This window comes from Herbaspirillum sp. LeCh32-8, assembly GCF_017814915.1.
Classification (GTDB): Bacteria; Pseudomonadota; Gammaproteobacteria; order Burkholderiales; family Burkholderiaceae_D; genus Herbaspirillum.
The window spans coordinates 80,203-97,300 of record NZ_JAGIPZ010000001.1; the positions used below are offsets into that span (position 1 = coordinate 80,203).

General features: G+C 65.2%; 15 protein-coding genes and 2 tRNA genes. 12 read left to right on the forward strand and 5 right to left on the reverse strand.

Annotation, left to right across the window (positions count from 1 at the left end):
* Positions 1–54 precede the first annotated feature (54 nt).
* On the reverse strand, positions 55–654 hold the full coding sequence (locus J8I26_RS00400; protein ID WP_209603015.1) for a DUF2796 domain-containing protein: 600 nt from the start codon (positions 652–654) through the stop codon (positions 55–57).
* A 405-nt stretch (positions 655–1,059) separates the two neighbouring features.
* Between J8I26_RS00400 and J8I26_RS00405 the strand changes: the two genes are divergently transcribed.
* The 4 genes from J8I26_RS00405 (at position 1,060) to J8I26_RS00420 (ending at position 4,208) form a co-directional block, all read left to right on the forward strand.
* On the forward strand, positions 1,060–1,923 hold the full coding sequence (locus J8I26_RS00405; protein ID WP_209604705.1) for a metal ABC transporter ATP-binding protein: 864 nt from the start codon (positions 1,060–1,062) through the stop codon (positions 1,921–1,923).
* Positions 1,920–2,807 carry a metal ABC transporter permease gene (locus J8I26_RS00410; protein ID WP_209603017.1) on the forward strand — a complete coding sequence of 296 codons (888 nt, stop codon included), beginning with the start codon at positions 1,920–1,922 and terminating at the stop codon, positions 2,805–2,807. The genes J8I26_RS00405 and J8I26_RS00410 overlap by 4 nt, the downstream gene beginning before the upstream one ends.
* A 41-nt stretch (positions 2,808–2,848) precedes the next feature.
* Positions 2,849–3,793 carry a metal ABC transporter substrate-binding protein gene (locus tag J8I26_RS00415; protein ID WP_209603018.1) on the forward strand — a complete coding sequence of 315 codons (945 nt, stop codon included), beginning with the start codon at positions 2,849–2,851 and terminating at the stop codon, positions 3,791–3,793.
* A 97-nt stretch (positions 3,794–3,890) separates the two neighbouring features.
* The gene (locus tag J8I26_RS00420) at positions 3,891–4,208 is read left to right on the forward strand and encodes a putative quinol monooxygenase (protein ID WP_209603020.1); all 318 of its coding nucleotides are present in this window, start codon (positions 3,891–3,893) and stop codon (positions 4,206–4,208) included.
* Between the two features lie 150 nt (positions 4,209–4,358).
* Here the strand turns inward: J8I26_RS00420 and J8I26_RS00425 are convergent, their stop codons facing one another.
* Positions 4,359–5,297: a LysR substrate-binding domain-containing protein gene (locus J8I26_RS00425; RefSeq protein ID WP_209603021.1), complete on the reverse strand. Its 939-nt coding sequence runs from the start codon at positions 5,295–5,297 to the stop codon at positions 4,359–4,361.
* A 103-nt stretch (positions 5,298–5,400) separates the two neighbouring features.
* On the opposite strand from J8I26_RS00425, the gene J8I26_RS00430 reads away from it, so the two are divergent.
* On the forward strand, positions 5,401–5,655 hold the full coding sequence (locus J8I26_RS00430; protein ID WP_209603022.1) for a hypothetical protein: 255 nt from the start codon (positions 5,401–5,403) through the stop codon (positions 5,653–5,655).
* A 451-nt stretch (positions 5,656–6,106) separates the two neighbouring features.
* Here J8I26_RS00430 and J8I26_RS00435 read toward each other — a convergent pair whose 3' ends face one another.
* Both J8I26_RS00435 and uvrB read right to left on the reverse strand, forming a co-directional pair.
* Entirely contained in the window at positions 6,107–6,910 is an 804-nt protein-coding gene (locus tag J8I26_RS00435) for a uracil-DNA glycosylase (protein ID WP_209603025.1), read from the reverse strand.
* Positions 6,911–7,329: 419 nt separating this feature from the next.
* On the reverse strand, positions 7,330–9,411 hold the full coding sequence (gene uvrB, locus J8I26_RS00440) for an excinuclease ABC subunit UvrB (protein WP_209603027.1): 2,082 nt from the start codon (positions 9,409–9,411) through the stop codon (positions 7,330–7,332).
* Positions 9,412–9,759: 348 nt separating this feature from the next.
* Between uvrB and J8I26_RS00445 the strand changes: the two genes are divergently transcribed.
* The 5 genes from J8I26_RS00445 to mnmH all read left to right on the forward strand — a co-directional run bounded on the left by J8I26_RS00445 (position 9,760) and on the right by mnmH (position 13,722).
* A complete protein-coding gene (locus J8I26_RS00445; RefSeq protein WP_209603030.1) occupies positions 9,760–10,977 on the forward strand; it encodes an amino acid aminotransferase in 1,218 nt (405 codons plus the stop codon).
* A gap of 99 nt (positions 10,978–11,076) precedes the next feature.
* Positions 11,077–11,152: transfer RNA gene (locus J8I26_RS00450), tRNA-Asn, on the forward strand.
* 230 nt (positions 11,153–11,382) lie between these two features.
* Positions 11,383–11,458, forward strand: a tRNA-Asn gene (locus tag J8I26_RS00455).
* Between the two features lie 135 nt (positions 11,459–11,593).
* Positions 11,594–12,628 carry a selenide, water dikinase SelD gene (gene selD, locus J8I26_RS00460; RefSeq protein WP_209603034.1) on the forward strand — a complete coding sequence of 345 codons (1,035 nt, stop codon included), beginning with the start codon at positions 11,594–11,596 and terminating at the stop codon, positions 12,626–12,628.
* Complete coding sequence (mnmH, locus tag J8I26_RS00465; RefSeq protein ID WP_209603035.1) at positions 12,628–13,722, forward strand: tRNA 2-selenouridine(34) synthase MnmH; 1,095 nt, start codon at positions 12,628–12,630, stop codon at positions 13,720–13,722. Before selD ends, mnmH begins: the two co-directional genes overlap by 1 nt.
* 22 nt (positions 13,723–13,744) lie before the next feature.
* On the opposite strand, the gene J8I26_RS00470 is transcribed toward mnmH, so the two are convergent.
* Entirely contained in the window at positions 13,745–14,809 is a 1,065-nt protein-coding gene (locus tag J8I26_RS00470; protein WP_209603037.1) for a permease, read from the reverse strand.
* A 137-nt stretch (positions 14,810–14,946) separates the two neighbouring features.
* Here J8I26_RS00470 and J8I26_RS00475 point away from each other — a divergent pair, with 137 nt between their 5' ends.
* Both J8I26_RS00475 and J8I26_RS00480 read left to right on the forward strand, forming a co-directional pair.
* A complete protein-coding gene (locus tag J8I26_RS00475; RefSeq protein ID WP_209603039.1) occupies positions 14,947–15,975 on the forward strand; it encodes a LysR family transcriptional regulator in 1,029 nt (342 codons plus the stop codon).
* A gap of 113 nt (positions 15,976–16,088) precedes the next feature.
* Complete coding sequence (locus J8I26_RS00480) at positions 16,089–17,078, forward strand: 4-hydroxythreonine-4-phosphate dehydrogenase PdxA (RefSeq protein ID WP_209603042.1); 990 nt, start codon at positions 16,089–16,091, stop codon at positions 17,076–17,078.
* Positions 17,079–17,098: the final 20 nt, after the last annotated feature.

The following is a 17,098-nucleotide window of genomic DNA, read 5'->3' on the forward strand; positions in this document are numbered from 1 at the left end:
CCCGCAAGCTGTCGGCGGCATGACTCCCCGGTCACGCCGCAGGGAGCAGTAGCATCAGTTGACCGGAATCACGCTGTTGCCTGGTGTCAGCTGGAAGGCGGCCTGCTTCTTGGGCGTGGCCAGTTGCACGTCGATGCGCTGGAAGCCGGGGAAGGCGCGCAGCAGGCCGCCGACATCCACCGTGTTCAGCGCGCCGGGGCTGGCGCAGACCAGGGTGAAGTCGCCATCGAGGTCGGCATGACCGTCGGTGGGCGCCTGTTGCGTGTTGGGCGTCTTCTCGCCCAGCAGGGCCGGCGGCAGCACGGCGGACTCCAGCTGCACTTCAGCCGGCTTGCACTGCGCGGCCGGGTCGGTCACGAAGATGCGGGTGACGTCGCGCAGCATCTTGGCGGCGGCTTCCACGGTGTCCTTGTCCTTTGTGCTGGTGGCGGCGTGCTCGAAGCCGACCAGGTTGATCAGCGGGGAGTCCAGGTGCAGCGTCAGCGTGTTGCCTTCCAGCGCCACGTCCAGCTTGCCCACGCCATGCACGTGGGCCGGGTGGTTGCCTTGATGATCGTGGGCGTCGGCCGCGTGGACCGTCTGGGCCGCGGCGGCGCACAGGATCAGAGGCAGGGCAAGGGCGGCAGGGGAGAGGCGGGACGTGAAGCGGGGCATGAGCGGCTTTCTGGTCTGAAATGAACGGTGTTGCTGCGAACGGATGCAGGTCAAGCTCGGCATTTTGAACCTGCCTGCCGGAAAAATTCAGTCTTGTTACATTCTGCAACAGGGTTGCATTATAATTCGGTCTTTCCCGATTTTTGCAACAGGGTTGCGGTACGTGCCGGCAGATTCCGGATCGCCGCCGTCGCTCGCCTTGTTTTCTCAGCTTTTGCGCGTGCGCTGTGCATGCGCATCCTTCTTAGTCAGGTTGTCCGTGGTGTCGGTTCTCTCTCGTTTATTGATGAAGCAAGGCGTGCTCGCCAGCCCCTGGTGGGTGCGCGTGCTGGCTGTCGTGCCGGTATGCCTGCTGCTGTGGCTGGGCGTGATGTGGGCGTTGGGGGAGGCCGGGCAATGAATACCCTGACCGCCGCCATTTCCCTGGAGAACCTGACCGTCAGCTATCGCCGGCATCCGGCGCTGCACCACGTCAACGGCGCATTTGCGCGCGGTTCTCTGACCGCCGTGGTCGGCCCCAACGGCGCCGGCAAGAGCACCTTGCTCAAGAGCATGTTGGGGCTGGTGCGCTGTAATGACGGTCGCGTGATCACCCATGTCGACGTCAAGCGCATCGCTTATTTGCCGCAGCAGGCCGAGATCGATCGCAGCTTCCCGATCTCGGTGCAGGACTGCGTGTTGCTGGGTTACTGGCAGGCGCAGGGCAACTGGGGCGGCATCGACGCCGGCATGGCCGAACGCGCGCGCCGCGCGCTGGCGGCGGTGGGGCTGGAGGGCTTCTCCGACCGGCCGGTGTCGAGCCTGTCGGTGGGCCAGTTCCAGCGCGTGCTGTTCGCCCGCATCCTGCTGCAGGATGCCGAGGTGATTCTGCTGGACGAGCCCTTCAACGCCATCGATTCCCGCACCACCGGCGACCTGCTGCGCATCATCGCTGCCTGGCATGCCGAGCGCCGTACCGTGATCGCGGTGCTGCACGACCATGATCAGGTGCGCCGCGCCTTCCCCCAGACGCTGCTGCTGGCGCGTAACGTGGTGGCCTGGGGCGAGACCGCCGACGTCATGTGCGAAGACAACCTGCTGCGCGCGCGCGCCATGGCCGAGGCGGTGGACGAGCATGCCGACATCTGCGAGGTCAGCGAGGCCGAGGTGCTGGCGCTGTCGCGCCTGCATGACGACCATACCGGCCATGCGCACGCGGGCGCGCATCACCACCACCATCATCATCACGACGGCGGCGCGCAAGCCGGCACGAAAGGCGGCCTGCAATGACGTGGTTGTCCGCCTTCCATCAATTCGCCCTCGAACCCTTCCAGGAATTTTCTTTCATGCGCCGCGCACTGGTAGCGGCGTTCGCGCTGGCCCTGGGCAGCGCGCCGCTGGGCGTGCTGCTCACGCTGCGCCGCATGAGCCTGTTCGGCGAGGCCTTGAGCCACGCGGTGTTGCCGGGCGTGGCGGTGGGCTTCATCTTTTTCGGCCTGTCGCTGCCGGCGCTGTCTATCGGCGGCTTTGCCGCCGGCGTGCTGGTGGTGGCGGTGGCCGGCTGGATCAGTCGCCACACCGAGCTCAAGGAAGACGCCAGCATGGCCGCCATCTATGTGGTGGCGCTGGCGCTGGGCGTGATCCTGATTTCGCGCCACGGCACCCAGCTTGACCTGCTGCACATCCTGTTCGGCAACGTGCTGGGCGTGGACAGCGAAGGCCTGGTGCTGATCGCCGGCGTCGCCAGCGCCAGCGTATTGCTGATCGCCGCGCTGTACCGCGGCCTGCTGCTGGAAAGCTTCGACCCGGCCTACATGGCCGTGGGCGGCGGACGCAGCGGCGGGGCGATCTACCAGCAGGTGTTCCTGATGCTGGTGGTGATGAACCTGGTGGCCTCGTTCCAGACCCTGGGCACCTTGATGGCGGTCGGCCTGATGATGCTGCCGGCGGTGTCGGCGCGACTGTGGCACGACACGCTGCCGGCCCAGCTGTGCAACAGCGTGCTGCAGGCGGCCATCGCCGGCTATGCGGGGCTGCTGATTTCCTACTACGCCTCGGTGCCGTCGGGCCCGGTGATCATCGTCTGCGCCGGCGTGCTGTACGCCGCCTCGCTGCTGCTGGCGCCGCGCGGCTGGTTGCCGCGCCTGCTGCGCCGGCCGCACCTGCGGGGCTGAATTCCTTTCGCGTCCTTTCCCGTCTTTTCTTCGGAGTCTGCATGAACCTGCTGCGTCCCATTTCCTTCCTGCTGGCCGGCCTGTCGCTGGCGGCCGGCGTATCCGCCACGGCTGCCGAGCGCATCCCGGTGGTAGCCAGCTTCAGCATCCTGGGCGACATTGTCGCCAATGTCGGCGGCGAGCGTATCGCCGTGACCACGCTGGTCGGCCCCGATGAGGACGCCCACGTGTTCCAGCCGGCGCCGGACGACATCAAGTCCGTCTCGCGCGCCAAGCTGGTGGTGGTCAACGGCCTCGGTTTCGAAGGCTGGATGGAGCGCCTGGCGCAGTCGGCCAATTACCGCGGCGCCATCGTGACCGCCTCGGCCGGCATCAAGGCCCGCGAGCGCGCCGATGACGAGCATGAGGGGCACGACGATCACGACCATGCCGGTCACGATCACCATCATCACGGCAAGGACGATCCGCACGCCTGGCAGGATCCACAGAACGTGGTGGTCTACGCGCGCAACATCGCCGCCGCGCTGGCCAAGCTGGACCCGGCCGGCGCCGAGGTCTACAAGAAGAACGGCGAGGCCTATGTCGCCAAGGTGCAGGAGCTGGATCAGTGGGCCGCGCAGCAGTTTGCGCAGATCCCCGAAGCCAAGCGTCGCGTGATCACCTCGCACGACGCCTTCGAATACTTCGGCGCGCGCTACAAGGTGCGCTTCCTGGCGGCGCAGGGCGTGTCCACCGACAGCGAGCCCAGCGCCAAGCAGGTGGCCTCGCTGATTCGCCAGATCAAGAGCGAGAAGATCAAGGCGCTGTTCTTCGAGAACATGGCCAACCCCAAGCTGCTGCAGCAGATCGGCCGCGAAGCGGGCGTGAGCGCCGGCGGCAAGCTGTATGCCGACGCGCTGTCTAAGGTCGGCGGCCCGGCGCCGGACTATCTCTCGCTGATGCGCTACAACGTCAGCCAGCTGCTGGAGAAGATCCGCCTCAACTGAGCGCGGACGCGCCGCGACCAAATCGCGTATGCTTGTGGCCTTCGCGCCGGGCTGGTGCCCGGCGTGTTCCATTGCACCCTATAAGGAGAAGACAAGCATGAGCACCATTACCGTCGTGGCCATCATCACCGCCAAGCCCGGCAAGCGCGAAGAGCTGCTCAACTTTGCCCGCGCCAACCTCGCCGCCGTGCGCGCGGAAGAGGGCTGTATCGAATACGGCCTGGTCATTGACGTCGACGGCTTCGGCCCCAACCAGGCGCCGATGGGCCCGGACACCTTCGCCTTCGTCGAGAAGTGGGTCAGTGAAGAAGCGTTGAAGCTGCACTTCACGCTGCCGCATATGGCCGACTACCGCGAAAAATCCAAGGACCTGATCGCCGATCGCGCAGTGCATGTGCTGAAGTCGGCGGACTGAGCCGGCAGACGCAAGCCTCCTTCCGAGGCGCACAAAATGCCACTGGGCCCCTGCTTTCGCAGGAACGACAAATACCGAATCTCTATTTTCGTCGCCCCTGCAAAAGCAGGGGCCCAGCGGCGTTGGCGGTGTTCCGGATCCGCTGCGGCTTCAATGCTCCCCGGGAAAGTCCGCCGGATGCGTCCGCGCCGGATCATAGGCGGATGCCTGCCCCATCTGCATCAGCCATGTGATGAAGGTCTTCAGCGCCGGGTTGGAGTCGGCCGCGCTGCGGTACATCATGTGGAATCCCTCCCCATGCAGCACGACTTCCGGAAATAGCTGGATCAATCGTCCGTGGGACAGGTCGTCGTCCACCAGGGCCAGCGTGCCCATGGCCACGCCGAGATCGGTCGCAGCCGCCTGCAGGCTGAGGAAGAAGTGCTCGTAGACCGTGCCCGGCATCTTGCGTCGCACCGCCACGCCGGCCTTGCTCAGCCATTGTGACCAGGCCGCCGAGCGGCTGGAGAGGTGGATCAGCGGTACCTCGACCAGGTCGCGCGGCACCTTGATCGGGTGGGTGGCCAGGAAGTGCGGCGACACCAGCGGCACCGAAACATCGTCCAGAAAGCGCACGCATTCATAGCCGTTACGCTCCAGCGGGCTGCGCCACAGGATCACGTCAAACGGATCCTTCACATCCTCGAAATACTCCGACATGGTGGTGGTGACGCGCACCTCGATGCGCGGATTGTCGATCTGGAACTGCGACAGGCGCGGGATCAGCCAGCGCATCGCCACCGACGGCGCGGCGATCAGGCGCACCACGCGGCCCTTGCCGGCCAGGGTCAGTTGCTCGGCGGCAAGGGCGATGCGATCCAGGCTGGCTTTTACCTCGGCGTAGAAGGCCAGCGCCGCTTCTGTTGGCTCCACGCCACGCGACTGGCGCAAAAACAACGGCTGTTCAAAGTATTCCTCCAGCGATTTGATCTGCTGGCTGACCGCGCTGTGGGTGATGAAAAGCTCGCTGGCCGCCAGCGTCAGACTCCGCGTCCGGACTGCCGCTTCGAACACCTTGAGGGCTTTGAGCGGGGGCAGGGATGAGGACATGATGTAAGAAAAACTTATATTGGTGTCGGAAAATGTTGCTTTGCAAAAGACAGGGTCGACCTTATTCTTCAATCACCGAAACGTTTAACAGTGAGTGAAGATCATGTCTACCGTTAGTATATTTGTAAAAGATGCCGGTTTTTCTAACAATCTGCGCGCCCTGGTCGAGCTGGCCAAGTTCGCCGTCCAGCAAATCATCGCCGCCCACGCCCTGAAGCCGGTGCGTAACGACGCTGCCGAGCTGCACGATGCAGCCTACTTCGAAGGCGTTGCAGACCACGTCGAGATGGAAAGCCGCCTGCGTCAGCTGGAAAACAGCCACCTGCAAGCCGTCTGGAAGCTGCAATCGCAGATCTGAGCATCGGCAAGGCAAAAGCAGCAACAGCAATACCAGCAGCACCAGGTTCCGTGAGCCTGAAGAAAATGACGAGACCGGTTCCGTATTGTCGGAACCGCAGGCCGGACAGGCAAAGCAGCAATACCCGGGCCCCAGGCCGGGGCCGCATGGCCCGCACGGCGCCGCCGCAATGGCGCGCACCACACAAGTTCCTCGCAGAACGCACCCATCCCCGCCATGGCGGGGATTTGTCGTTTACAGCCCTCCGATTGTTATCGCCATGGCAGAGCGTCCCGTCGAACCGGCGGCGGTGACGCCGCAGTCGATCGCGCTCAAGGCAAGCCGGCCAAGCCGGCGGCTGCTGCGGTGACAGCGCCCAAGACCGCCGCCGGCGCGGCGACAGCGGGGAGTAATTCTGATCGGCGGCGCTGCGCCACCCATATAAAAAAGCCCGGCATCGACCGGGCTTTTTTCATGCGGTTTTGCGCTTCAACAGTTGCATCCTGCCGAACAGCTGCTGCATGCCGCCGTGCTCGATGAAGCTGAGGTTGTAGGGGTGCTCGGCCACTGCGCGAGGGAAGGCTTCCAGTTGCGGCAGGCTGTGCAGCTGTTCGGCGATCTTGCCCCACAGCACCAGCGTCGGCAGCGGCGTGCCGCGCGCCTGCGCGTGGTCGGCCAGCGCGCGCAGCACGGTGTCGAAGAAGGGTTTCCAGGCGCGCGCATCCTTGACCGGCGCCACGTGCTCTCGAAACACCAGGCTGGCGTTGAGCAGCAGAAAACCGTGGCCCTCCAGGTTGGCCTGCAGGTCGGCCAGGGTCTGGATCGTGCCGGCGGTGTCCTGCTGCGCCTGCGCGGAGATGCCGGCCAGCGCGTCGCCGCTGGTGTTGCCGGCCTGCAGGGCGCCGTCGGCCACCAGCAGCATCTTCATGAAGTTGCGCAACGAGGTGGCGCGGTTGACCTGCTTGGACAAGCCCTTGTCCGACCACAACGAGCCGACCGCGCCATCCATGAAGCACACGCCGGTGGCGCTGGCCGCGCGCGGGTAGGGGCCTTCGCCGACCAGCACGTAGCGCACCGCATCAATGGGTTGCTTGAAGGCAGCGAACAGGCGACCTTCGGTGGGCAGGTAGTTGTCCTGCGCCAGCACGCCCAGATAAGCCGGGTCGGCTTGGGCGACCGCTTCCAGGCCGGCGCGCAGGGTGGCGTGCCAGGAAGGATCGGCAGTCTGGATCAAGCCCAGCAGGTCGGCGGGCAGGGAGGTGGCGGGCGTGGTCATGAGGGGGAGTGCGGATGGCCGTCATCGGAAAGGCGGCATTGTATAACGGCGCGCCGGTCGGCTTGCATCGGCATGTGACGGACGACGCTGGGGGCCTGCTTTCGCAGGAACGACAGGGCGTTGAAAGCTGCAACTGCCGTTGCTTTTGCCGGCGCAGCTGTCAGGCAAATTTTGTTTGATCAAGGATTATCAGTTGCCGGGCGTGATGCGACGAACGACGCTGGGTTCTTGCTTTCGCAGGAACGACAGGTAATTGAAAAATTTACCACCGTCGCCCCTGCGAAAGCAGGGGCCCAGTGTCGTTTTGCTTGCCTGCGCTTTTGCGCCACCGCTCGCGCCATCAGAAAACGCCTTCAGAAAGAAGGCATCAGAGCGGCAGCATCAGAACGACGGCGTCAGAAAGAAGGCGCCGGCCGCAATCAAGCCGCCGCCGTATCGCTCCCCGGTGCGCCGAACAGTTGCTGTTTCAGCACATGCAGCTGGTCGCGCGCCGCAGCCGCCTTTTCGAACTCGAGGTTCTTGGCGTGCTCCTGCATCTGCTTCTCGAGACGCTTGATCTCCTTGCTGATCTGCTTTTCGCTCATCGATTCGTAGTTCTTCTGCTCCTGCGCCACCATCAGCTCGGCGCGCGCCTCCGACGGGTTGAACACGCCGTCGATCAGTTCGCGGATCTCCTTCTTGATGCCGGTCGGGACGATGCCGTTGGCTTCGTTGAAGGCCATCTGCTTGGCGCGGCGGCGCTCGGTCTCGCCGATTGCCTTGTGCATGGAATCGGTCACCACGTCGCCGTACAGGATGGCCATGCCGTTCAGGTTACGGGCGGCGCGGCCGATGGTCTGGATCAGCGAACGTTCGGAACGCAGGAAGCCTTCCTTGTCGGCATCCAGGATCGCCACCAGCGAGACTTCGGGGATGTCCAGGCCCTCGCGCAGCAGGTTGATGCCGACCACCACGTCGAAGGTACCCAGGCGCAGGTCGCGGATGATTTCAACGCGCTCCACGGTGTCGATGTCGCTGTGCAGGTAGCGCACCTTGATGCCGTTGTCGGACAGGAACTCGGTCAGCTGTTCGGCCATGCGCTTGGTCAGCGTGGTCACCAGCACGCGCTCGTCGCGGGCGACGCGGTCGGTGATTTCCTGCATCAGGTCGTCCACCTGGGTAGTGGCGGGGCGCACCGAGATGATCGGGTCCACCAGGCCTGTGGGGCGCACCACCTGCTCGACTACCTGGTCGGAGTGCTGCTTCTCGTAGTCGGCCGGGGTGGCCGAGACGAACACCGTCTGGCGCATCTTCTTCTCGAACTCGTCGAACTTCAGCGGCCGGTTGTCCAGCGCCGAGGGCAGGCGGAAGCCGTAGTCCACCAGGTTCACCTTGCGCGCGCGGTCGCCGTTGTACATGCCGTTCAACTGGCCGATCAGCACGTGCGACTCGTCCAGGAACATCACCGCGTCCGGCGGCAGGTAGTCCACCAGCGTCGGCGGCGGGTCGCCCGGCTTGCCGCCGGAGAGGTGACGCGAATAGTTCTCGATGCCTTTGGTGAAGCCGATCTCGGCCATCATTTCCAGATCGAAGCGGGTGCGCTGCTCCAGCCGCTGTTCTTCGATCAGCTTGTTTTCCTTGCGGAAGAATTCCAGCCGCTCGCGCAGCTCTTCCTTGATGGTCTCCACTGCGCGCAGCACGGTCGAGCGCGGCGTCACGTAGTGCGAGCCGGGGTAGATGGTGAAGCGCGGGATCTTCTGGCGCACGCGGCCGGTCAGCGGGTCGAACAGTTGCAGGCTGTCGATCTCGTCGTCGAACATCTCGATGCGCACCGCCAGCTCGGCGTGCTCTGCCGGGAAGATGTCGATGGTGTCGCCGCGCACGCGGAAGGTGCCGCGGCCGAAGTCGGTCTCGTTGCGGCTGTACTGCATCTGGATCAGGCGCGCGATGATGTCGCGCTGGGCCACCTTGTCCTTGGCGCGCAGCGTCAGGATCATCTGGTGGTATTCGTTGGGATTGCCGATACCGTAGATGGCCGAGACGGTCGCCACGATCACCACGTCGCGCCGCTCCATCAGCGACTTGGTGCACGACAGGCGCATCTGCTCGATGTGCTCGTTGATCGAGGAGTCCTTCTCGATGAACAGGTCGCGCTGCGGCACGTAGGCTTCCGGCTGGTAATAGTCGTAGTAGCTGACGAAGTATTCCACCGCGTTGTGCGGGAAGAACTCGCGGAATTCGCTGTAGAGCTGTGCCGCCAGTGTCTTGTTGGGGGCGAACACGATGGCCGGGCGCCCCAGGCGGGCGATGGTGTTGGCCATGGTGTAGGTCTTGCCCGAGCCGGTCACGCCCAGCAGGGTCTGGAAGAACAGGCCATCGTTGACGCCTTCCACCAGCTTGTCGATCGCGGCCGGCTGGTCGCCGGCGGGCGGGAAGACCTGGTAGAGCTTGTAGGGCGAGTCGGGGAAGGTGACGAACTTGCTGTCGTCGAGCTCTGGATTGATCGTTGTCAGTTCAGCCATGGTGATCGGTAACCTGTGCGGTTGAGGTTTGCCTGCCGGCGGTGCGGCCCGCGCCTCATCACGGGGCGCGGGCGTTGCGGCCGGGAAATGCAGTCGGCGCCGTCGGGCGCCAATACGCGTCAGATGCAGCCGAATCGCCCAACTTCAAGCGCGGCGCGGCTGCGCATATGTCGAATCTGCATGGGTTGATGCAGATTCGGCCTGCTTTTACACCCGCCTGTATCTGTGATTGGGCATCGACATTTGCTAGAATGCGGTGTTGCAAAACGGTGCATGGCAATCCACTGCGGCCATGCTCCCATCCCTTTCTGCAGCGCTTTGTTGCAGCTAACTTTTCATGTTATCACGATGAACGCACCTGTCTCCGCCTCCCTGTTCTCCGCCATCGAAATGGCGCCCCGCGACCCTATCCTGGGCGTGACCGAAGCCTACAACGCCGACAAGAACCCGGCCAAAACCAACTTGGGCGTGGGCGTGTACTACGACGACAACGGCAAGGTGCCGCTGCTGCAGTGCGTGCAGAAGGCAGAGGCGGAACTGATCGCCAAGCTGGCCCCGCGTACCTACCTGCCCATCGACGGCCTGGCGACCTATGACCGCGCCGTGCAGGAGCTGGTGTTCGGAGTCGGCAGCGCCGTGGTGACCGAGAAGCGTGCGATCACCGTGCAGGCCGTGGGCGGCACCGGTGCGCTGAAGCTGGGCGCCGACTTCCTGAAGCACTTCTCCGCCGCCGGCACTGAAGTGTGGATCAGCGATCCGAGCTGGGAAAACCACCGCGCGCTGTTCGAGATGGCCGGTTTCAAGGTCAATGCCTATCCTTACTACGATGCCGCCACCCGCGGCGTGAACTTCACCGGCATGCTGGATGCCCTGAAGACCATGAAGTCCGGCTCCGTGGTGCTGCTGCACGCGTGCTGCCACAACCCGACCGGCGCCGACCTCTCCGACGACCAGTGGACGCAAGTCATCGACGTGGTGACCTCGCGCGGCCTGGTCCCGTTCCTGGACATGGCTTACCAGGGCTTCGGCGACGGCATCGAAGAAGACGGCCAGGTGGTGCGCCGCTTCGCTGAAGCCGGCGGCCCGCTGTTCGTGTCGAACTCCTTCTCCAAGTCCTTCTCGCTGTACGGCGAGCGCGTCGGTGCGCTGTCGATCGCCGCTGCCAGCGCCGAAGAAGCTGCCCGCGTGCTGTCGCAATTGAAGCGCGTGGTCCGCACCAACTACTCCAACCCGCCGATCCACGGCGGCCAGGTCGTCGCGACTGCGCTGGCCTCGCCGGAACTGCGCAAGCTGTGGGAAGACGAGCTGGCCGAGATGCGCGTGCGCATCCGCGAAATGCGCCAGCTGCTGGTGGCCAAGCTGAAGGAAAAGGCGCCGGGCCACGACTTCGACTTCGTGATCAAGCAGCGCGGCATGTTCTCGTACTCCGGCCTGACCAAGGCCCAGGTCGAGCGCCTGCGCAACGAGTTCTCGATCTACGCGGTGGACACCGGTCGCATCTGCGTGGCTGCATTGAACTCGAAGAACATCGACACCGTCGTCGACGCCATCGCCAAGGTTCTGTAAGAGCGGAATCGGCCATTTTCCTGTCCCCGGGAAGATGGCCTGAGAGAAAAAAGTTTTGACAGAACGCAAAATCCGGGTCATAATCTTTTTCTCAGCTGTTCCCTGATAGCTCAGTCGGTAGAGCGACGGACTGTTAATCCGCAGGTCCCTGGTTCGAGTCCAGGTCGGGGAGCCAAAGAACATGAGAGGCCTCGCAGAAGTTGCGGGGCCTTTTCAATTGAACCCGGTTGGTAATCGTCGGCAGTGCATTCCGATGCAGACGCGACGATGATCGACGGGTTGAATCAGAGCTCAAGTTTGCGCATGGGATGAGAAGCGCAACGGCGATGATGAATGGTGTAAAAAATTTCTTCCGGCCTACTGGCAACGAAAGAAATTTTCCTTCATAATCGCGCCCTCAGCTGTTCCCTGATAGCTCAGTCGGTAGAGCGACGGACTGTTAATCCGCAGGTCCCTGGTTCGAGTCCAGGTCGGGGAGCCAAAGAATCGAAAGCCTCGCAAGTTTCTTGCGGGGCTTTTTTGTTTTCCGGGCCCGCGCAGGCCCGCTCGCAGCCGGCGGCCCGCTGTCGCAAACGCTGCTAGAATCGGCATCCCTCCGATCTTTCAGGACATTCCCATGAGCGAACCCATCCGCCTGACACAGTACAGCCACGGCGCCGGATGCGGCTGCAAGATCTCGCCGCAGGTGCTGGACGTCATCCTGGCCGGCAGCGGCGCACAGAATCTCGATCCCAAGCTGTGGGTCGGCAATGCCTCGCGCGACGATGCCGCCGTGTACGCGCTGGACGACGAGCGCGGCGTCGTGTCCACCACCGATTTCTTCATGCCCATCGTCGACGATCCGTTTGACTTCGGGCGCATCGCCGCCACCAACGCCATCAGCGACATCTATGCCATGGGCGGCGACCCGCTGATGGCGATCGCCATCCTCGGCTGGCCGGTCAACGTGCTGCCGCCGGAAGTCGCGCGCGAAGTGGTGCGCGGCGGCCGTGCGGCGTGCGACGCCGCCGGCATCCCGCTGGCCGGCGGTCACTCGATCGACGCGCCCGAGCCGATCTTCGGCCTGGCCGTGACCGGCGTGGTCGACAAGCGCCACATGAAGCGCAACGACACCGCCAGCGCCGGTTGCCTGCTGTACCTGACCAAGCCGCTGGGCATCGGCATCCTCACCACCGCAGAGAAGAAGGGCAAGTTGCGTCCCGAGGACATCGGCGCGGCGCGCGACTGGATGTGCATGCTCAACAAGGCGGGCAGCCGCTTCGGCAAGCTGCCCGGCGTGGTGGCGATGACCGACGTGACCGGGTTCGGCCTGCTGGGCCATCTGGTCGAGATGTGCGAAGGCAGCGGCGTGTCAGCTCTTATCCACCACGCACGCGTGCCCAGCCTGCCGGGCGTGGCGCATTACCTGGCCGAAGGCTGCGTGCCGGGCGGCACCGGCCGCAACCACGAGAGCTACGGCGCCAAGATCAGTCCCCTGAGCGACGCGCAGCGCAATTTGCTGTGCGATCCGCAAACCAGCGGCGGCCTGCTGGTGGCCGTGAAGCCCGACGCCAATCCTGAATTCCTGGCTACCGCCGCGGCGCTGGGCCTGGAGCTGGCGCCTATTGGTGAGTTGGTCGAGCGACAGCGTTACGCAGTCGAGGTCGTCTGATGGCGGATATCCAGCCCAGCCGCGAACTGTTCATCGGCGACACGCCGATGCTGGACGCGCGGGCGCCGGTGGAGTTCGGCAAGGGCGCGTTCCCGATGGCGGTCAACCTGCCGTTGATGAACGATGACGAACGTCACCAGGTCGGCATCCGCTACAAGGAGCAGGGCCAGCAGTCCGCCATCGAGCTGGGCCACCAGCTGGTCGGCGGTGCACTGAAGGAGGCGCGGATCCAGGCCTGGGCCGACTTCGCGCGCGCCCATCCCGAGGGCTGCCTGTATTGCTTCCGCGGTGGGCTGCGTTCGGGCATCACCCAGCAGTGGCTGAAGTCGGAGGCCGGCATCGCCTACCCGCGCGTGGCCGGCGGCTACAAGGCGATGCGCCATTTCCTGATGGATGCGATCGAGCATGCCGTGGCCGGGGCCGGCTTTGTCGTGGTGGGCGGCATGACCGGCTGCGGCAAGACCGACGTGCTGGCGCAGCTGGACAACGCGCTCGACCTGGAGGCCTACGCCAACCATCGCGGCTCCAGCTTCGGCCGGCATGCCACGCCGCAGCCGGCGCCCATCGATTTTGAGCACCGCCTGGCGATTGCGCTGCTCAAGCAACAGGCGCGCGGCCATCACTGGTTCGCGCTGGAGGACGAGAGTCGCCTGATCGGCGCCTGCGCCTTGCCGCTGTCGTTGCACCAGGGCATGCAAAAGTTTCCCATGGTGTGGCTGGAAGACAGCCGGGCGGGGCGCGTCGAGCGCATCCTGCGTGACTACGTGGTGGGATTGTGCGCCGAATATCTGGCGCTGGATGCGGAACATGGTTTCGCGCGTTATCGCGAGCATCTGCTGGCGGCGCTGGGCAAACTGCAAAAGCGCCTGGGCGATGAGCGCTACCGCAGGCTGAACAAGCTGATGGAAGACGCGCTGGCGCGCCAGGAGAAAGACGGCGCGGTCGACCTGCACCGCGCCTGGATCGAGACGTTGCTGTCCGAGTACTACGATCCGATGTATGAATACCAGCGGGAGTCCAGGCGCTCCCGCCTGCTGTTCGCCGGCAACCAGTCCGAGGTGGTGGACTTCCTGCGCAACTATCAGCCCGCCTGATCGGCCTGCCTGGTCGGTCCGCTCAGAGCACCAGCACGCCGACCAGGCCGCTGATCACACCGACCAGCATCGTCAGCGCGGTCACCGTCACCAGCACCTTGGGCGTGAACGACTTGCGCAGCATCAGCAGCGAAGGCAGGCTGATGCTGGGCAGGGTCATCAGCAGCGCCACTGCCGGGCCTACGCCCAGGCCCAGCGCCAGCATCGATTGCACAATGGGAATCTCGGCCGCGGTCGGGATCACGAACAACGTACCGATCACCGCCAGCGCCACGATCCAGAATAGCCCGTTGCCGATGGAGGCGTCCACCTGAGGGAATAGCCACACGCGCGCCGCGCCCAGCGCCAGCACGGCGACGATGTAGACCGGCACGGTGCTCCAGAACAGTTGCCACATCTTTTGCAACCAGCGGGCCACAAAGCCGCGCTGATCGTCCGTCTCTTCGGCTTGCGACACCGCATCCAGCGCCGCCTGCGGCAGCGCGTCCGGTTGCGAGATGCGTTGCGCGATCAGCGACACGCCGAGCACCAGTAACACGCCGGCCACCAGGCGCAGCGCCGCAAAATTCCAGCCCAGCACAAAGCCCATGAACACCAGCGTGGCCGGGTTCAGCACCGGGTTGGCGATCCAGAACGCCAGCGCGGCGCCCACCGATACCTGCTGGCGGCGCATGCCCGCCACCACCGGCGCGGCGCAGCAGCTGCACATCATGCCCGGCAGCGCAAACAGGCCGCCGCGCACGGTCGAGCCTAGCCCGGCGCGGCCGAACACGCGCAGCAGCCAGTTGCGCGGGATCAGCACCTGCACCAGCGAACCCAGCAGCACCCCCAGCACGGCTGCTTTCCAGATGGCGAGGAAGTACACCCCGGCGTATTCCAGCGCCGCCGACCACGGCGCGGTCGGCGCGTTGGCCAGGATGGAGCCGCCGATGCTGTGCTTGTCGGCGGCGACGAAGGATTTCAGGTAGTAGGGCGACCACTTGACGTAGTACAGGCCGACCACCGCCACCAGCAGGAACAGGGCGGGTTTGAGCCAGGCCGCGCGGGTCGGGGAGCCGCGCGGCGGCAGGGAAGGGGAGCTATTCATGATGTATTGCGATTTGGCGGATGTGAGAATGCGCGCATGATACCGCAAGCCGGCGCGCGGCCCGGCGCAGCCCTGCACGGACGGCGCGTAGAATATCCCCACTTATAGCCGCAACTTCCTGTCCCGCTCCTGCCGCCATGCCAGCCCGCCAAGACCCCGCCGTTTCCGCCATCGCTTCCGCGCTCGATCGCATCCATTTCGACCTGACCACGCTGCGCCTGTTCGAGGCCACTGCCGAGCTGGGCGCGGTGACCAAGGCGGCTGAGCGCATCTTCCTGGCGCCGGCGGCGGCGTCGCGGCGCATTCAGGAGTTCGAGGCGCAGTTCGGCATTGCGCTGTTCCAGCGTCTGCCGCATGGCATGGCGCTGACCGATGCCGGTCGCGCGCTGCTGGCGCACGTGCGCAGCATGATGCACTCGGTGGCGCGCATGCAGGACGACGCCACCGCCTTTCGCCAGGGGAACATGGGCGTGGTGCGGCTGGCCGCTTGCACCTCGGCCGTGCTGCAATTTTTGGCGCAGGATATCCGGCGCTGCCAGGAGCAATATCCCGGCATCAAGATCGACCTGCTGGAGGCCAACAGCCAGGGCGTGGTGGAAGCCGTCACGCGCGGCGTGGCCGACATCGGCATCTACGAGAGCACGCTGGGCGGCATCGAGCTGCCGACCCAGCCCTACCATGAAGATCGCCTGGTGCTGGCGGTGCCGCACGGCCACGCGCTGGCCGGCAAGAAGCGCGTGACGCTGGGCGATATCTTGCCGCATGAGGTGATCGGCCTGTCCGAAGGCGCGGCGCTGTCCTTGTCGCTGGGAAGGCTGGCGGCGCAGAGCGGGCAGGTGCTGCACATGCGCATCATGGTGCGCAGCTTCCACAGCATGGCGGCGATGATTGCCGAGGGCATCGGCATCGGCCTGATGCCAGAGAAAGTGGCGCAGCTGCTGGCCGGCGGCGATCGCTTCGCCACCGTCACGGTGGAAGGGGAATGGGCCACGCGCCGCTTCGTGCTGTGCCATCAGCCGGCGCATGCGATGTCGGGATCCGGCATGGCGGTGGCCGCCATGCTGGCCGCTTCGGCTTGCGCCGCCCCCGTGTCGGCCAAGCAGGCCCGTCCCCGCAAGCCTTCCCGCCCGGTTTCGCAAAACGCGAAACCAGCCTCAGCGAAATAGCGATGGAGTCGCCGCGCCTGCCGCTCGTATAGTGCGTCCATCAGTCCGCCGCCGCCTGCACTGTGCATGCGCGTTTGCCGACTTCCGACAGCACACGAGACACAGGAGCAGCAATGTCCACAGCAGCAATTTCTTCCCGCAAGCCACGCATCGCGCTGACCATCGGCGATCCGGCGGGCATCGGCCCCGAGCTGGTGCTGCGCCTGTTGGCCGATCCCGCCACCGGCGCGCGCGCCGACATCATCCTGATCGGCAACACCCCCGCGCTCGAGCGCGCCGCCAAGGTCGCCGATCTGCCCTTACCGCAGGCGTCCGACTGGCTGCAGATCGTCGACTGGGCGCAGCAGGGCGCACAATACGAAGCCTCGGTCGCGGCCGAAGCCAACGGCAAGTTCATCCTGGAGTCGCTGACACTGGGCGCGCGCATGGTCACGGAGGGCCGCGCCGATGCGCTGTGTTTTGCACCGCTGAACAAGGGCGCGATGCGCCTGGGCGGCATGCACGAGGAAGACGAAATGCGCTGGTTCGCCAAGCTGCTGGATTACAGCGGGCTGTGCGGCGAGCTCAACATCCTGGACGACCTGTGGACCGGCCGCGTGACCTCGCACATGCCGTTGAAGGATGTCTCCGCCCACCTCACGCCGCAGGGCGTGGCGGCGGCGATCCGCATGCTGACCGAATCCTTCCGCGCTGCCGGCAATCCCCATCCGCGTATCGGCGTGTGCGGCTTCAACCCGCATAACGGCGACAACGGCAACTACGGCCGCGAAGAGATCGACGTCATCGAACCCGGCATCAAGCTGGCGGCCGACGGCGGCTGCCCGTCCGAAGGCCCGTTCCCGGCTGACACCATCTTCCTGCGCGCCAAGGCCGGCAAGCTGGACGGCATCGTCACCATGTACCACGACCAGGGTCAGATCGCTACCAAGCTGCTGGGCTTCGACGTCGGTGTGACGGTGGAGGGCGGCCTGCCCATTCCCATCACCACGCCGGCGCACGGCACCGCCTACGACATCGTCGACCAGGGTATCGCCAAGCCCACGGCCATGGCCAATGCCTTCGAGCTGGCCTGCCGCATGGGGGAGAACCGCAGCCGGCGCTGAGCGCGGACGGTCATCACGCC